The organism is Saccharopolyspora sp. NPDC002686, from assembly GCF_040295745.1.
Taxonomy (GTDB): Bacteria; Actinomycetota; Actinomycetes; order Mycobacteriales; family Pseudonocardiaceae; genus Saccharopolyspora; species Saccharopolyspora oryzae.
Window position 1 is genome coordinate 1 of the sequence record NZ_JBEOVY010000556.1, and the last position, 3,106, is coordinate 3,106.

Sequence of the window (3,106 nt, forward strand, 5' to 3'; positions counted from 1 at the left end):
AAGCTACTGGGCCCAGAGCTGGACGCGGCACTTCTCGAGCACCCGGAGGGCCTGACCTAGGTGCTGGCCGGGCGGGCGGCCGTCGGGAGCGCGGCGAGCTGGTAGATCAAACCGCTAAAGCCAGCCATCCCCACAGGCACGGGCAGAACCGCTTACATCAAGCCGATCTTGTTGAGATCACCTCATTGACGTGATTGCCGAATCCGGGAAATCGACTCCCTCTCGGCGCGACGACCGGGGCGATCTATCAGACCTGATTGGCAACCAGTTGTCTAGCACAACGAAGAAATGCGATGTAAACGTTACCTTTACTTTCACGATGCGGAAACGTGCAGCGCACGAGTTGTGGCAAAAGTTACTTCCGGGTTCATATCTCCCGAAATTTCGTATAGGCACTATTGGGAATCGCGAATTTTCGCCCACCCGGCTGGAGAATTGCGCGAGAACTGAGAACGAATTCGGAGGAGTAGTGTTTCAACTCAGTGCGGTATCGACCGCTCTGTTATTGCTCGCGTTCTACGGGCTCACGTTCCTCATGACTCTCACCATTCGGGAGAAGAAGGAGAACGTCGACGGGTTCATGGTCTCCAACGGCGCGGTGGGCTTCGGCATCTCCGCCGCGAGCATGACCGCGACCTGGGTGTGGGCCGCCTCGCTCTACGCGGCGGCCAGCTCGGGCTACACCTACGGCGTGTCGGGGCCGATCCACTACGGGCTGTGGGGTGCGCTGATGATCCTGTGCATCTACCCGTTCGGTCGGCACTTCCGCAAGGTGGCGCCCAAGGCCCACACCCTGGCCGAGGTGATGCACGCGCGCCACGGCCGTTCCAGCCAGCTGATCCTGGCCGTGTCCAACATCGTCGGCAGCGTCATCAGCCTGACCGCGAACTTCACCGCCGCCGGCGCGCTGATGGAGATCCTGACGCCGTTCAGCTTCCTGCACGGCGTGCTGATCGCCGCGATCGGCGTGCTCGCCTACACCCTGTGGTCCGGTTTCCGGGCTTCGGTGATGACCGACTTCGCGCAGCTCGTCGCGATGATGCTGGCCGCCGCGCTCATCGTCCCGATGGTGTTCTTCGCGACCGGCGGCATCAGCACCCTGGACCAGGGCATGGCCGGGTTGACCGACGAGCAGGCGAACTTCTTCTCCGGTGAGGCGTTCCTGGAGCAGGGCGGCCCGTACCTGGCCGCGGTGCTGGCCTACGCGATCGGCAACCAGACCATCGCGCAGCGGCTGTTCGCGGTGCGCCAGGACCGGATCAAGAGCACCTTCATCACCGCGACACTGGGTTACGCCGGCACGGTGATCGGCCTGGGCATGCTGGGCCTGCTGGCCGTGATGGTCGGCCTGCAGCCGATGAACGGCGACATGAACAACATCATCCCGCAGATGGCCTCCGAGTACCTGTCCCCGGTGATGGTCGGCCTGCTGTTCATCATGGTGATCGGTTCGCTGTCGTCCACCGCGGACTCCGACCTCGCGGCGCTGTCCTCGCTGGTGATGACCGACATCTACGGCAAGAACCTGGCGCGCGGCAAGGTCAACCCGCGCACGATGCTCCACATCGGACGGATCACGATGATCGCGGCCACCGCGCTCGGCGTGATGTTCGCGGTGTCGAACTTCAACATCCTCGACCTGCTGGTGTTCGTCGGCGCGCTGTGGGGCGCCCTGGTGTTCCCGGTGATCGCGAGCTTCTACTGGGACCGCATCACCAACCTCGCGTTCACCGTTTCCGTGGTCGTCGCGCTGGGGTTCTTCCTCGTGTCGCGCTTCGAACTGCTGCCGCTCACCGGGATCGTCGCGCTCGTCATGGAGTTCGCCGCGGTCATCGGCGGTGCGGTGGTGTTCGGCTTCATGGCCTTCGGCCTGTTCGGCAAGCAGGTCGGCTTCACCGTCGGCGGCATCGCCGGTGTGGTGCTGTTCCCGCTGATCATGGGCTTCCTGCGGGACTACCCGACGCTGCTCGGCTCGCTGGTGTCCTACGGCGTCAGCACCGTCGTGTGCGTCGCGATCAGCCTGGCCAACAAGGACCGGTTCGACTTCTCGCTCATCAACGAGCGCGTCACCGAGTTCCAGCTGAAGGACCGGCCCGAGCCGGCCGAAGCCGCCCGCTGATCCCCACCGAAGAACGGAGTACGTGCCGTGGAGAACTTGATTCTGGCCGCCTACATCCTGGTGTGGCCGGCGTTGACCGCGATCGTGCTGATCGTGATGTGCGTGGCGGTGGCCAAGGACCACCGGGACGCCAAGAAGAACAACCGGTCGGTCGTCTGAGCGGTCCCCTCGAACCCCGATCTGATCGAACTACTTCGCATTGGAGATGCAACCGATGACGTCCCGCATCGCGGTGATCGGCGCCGGCCCCAGCGGTCTTTCCCAGCTCCACGCCTTCGAAGAGGCGCGCAAGAAGGGCGCTGACGTGCCCGAGGTCGTGTGCTTCGAGAAGCAGAGCGACTGGGGTGGTCTCTGGAACTACTCGTGGCGCACCGGTCTCGACGAGTTCGGCGAGCCCGCGCACGGCAGCATGTACCGCTTCCTGTGGTCGAACGGGCCGAAGGAGTGCCTGGAGTTCGCCGACTACACCTTCGAGGAGCACTTCGGCAAGGCGATCCCGTCGTTCCCGCCCCGCGAGGTCCTCGCCGACTACATCCTGGGCCGGGCGAAGAAGAACGACGTCCGCCGGTTCATCCAGTTCGGCACCGCGGTGCGCTTCGTGTCGCACGACGCGACCACCGACCGGTTCACGGTGACCGTCGAGGACCTCAGCAGCAACGAGACGCGGCAGGAGATGTTCGACCACGTCATCGTCGCCACCGGCCACTTCTCGGTGCCGAACGTGCCGCACTACCCCGGTTTCGAGTCGTTCCCCGGCCGGATCCTGCACTCCCACGACTTCCGCGACGCCCGCGAGTTCGCCGGCCAGAACGTGCTGGTCATGGGCAGCAGCTACTCGGCGGAGGACCTGGCGCTGCAGAGCAAGAAGTACGGCGCGAAGTCGGTGACGATCACCTACCGCACCGCACCGATGGACTTCAAGTGGCCGGAAGGCATCGAAGAGGTCCCGCAGCTGGTCGGGATGGACGGCGACGTCGCCCGTTTCAA

3 protein-coding genes are annotated in these 3,106 nt (G+C 64.4%); all 3 read left to right on the forward strand.

The window, feature by feature from the left end; genetic code table 11:
* Positions 1 to 535: 535 nt before the first annotated feature.
* Positions 536 to 2,119 carry a sodium:solute symporter family transporter gene (locus ABTZ89_RS37480; RefSeq protein ID WP_351053969.1) on the forward strand — a complete coding sequence of 528 codons (1,584 nt, stop codon included), beginning with the start codon at positions 536 to 538 and terminating at the stop codon, positions 2,117 to 2,119.
* A 27-nt stretch (positions 2,120 to 2,146) separates the two neighbouring features.
* The gene (locus ABTZ89_RS37485; RefSeq protein WP_270946763.1) at positions 2,147 to 2,278 is read left to right on the forward strand and encodes a putative transporter small subunit; all 132 of its coding nucleotides are present in this window, start codon (positions 2,147 to 2,149) and stop codon (positions 2,276 to 2,278) included.
* A 55-nt stretch (positions 2,279 to 2,333) separates the two neighbouring features.
* Positions 2,334 to 3,106: NAD(P)-binding domain-containing protein (locus ABTZ89_RS37490; protein ID WP_351053973.1), on the forward strand; the 773-nt coding region annotated here is incomplete at its 3' end.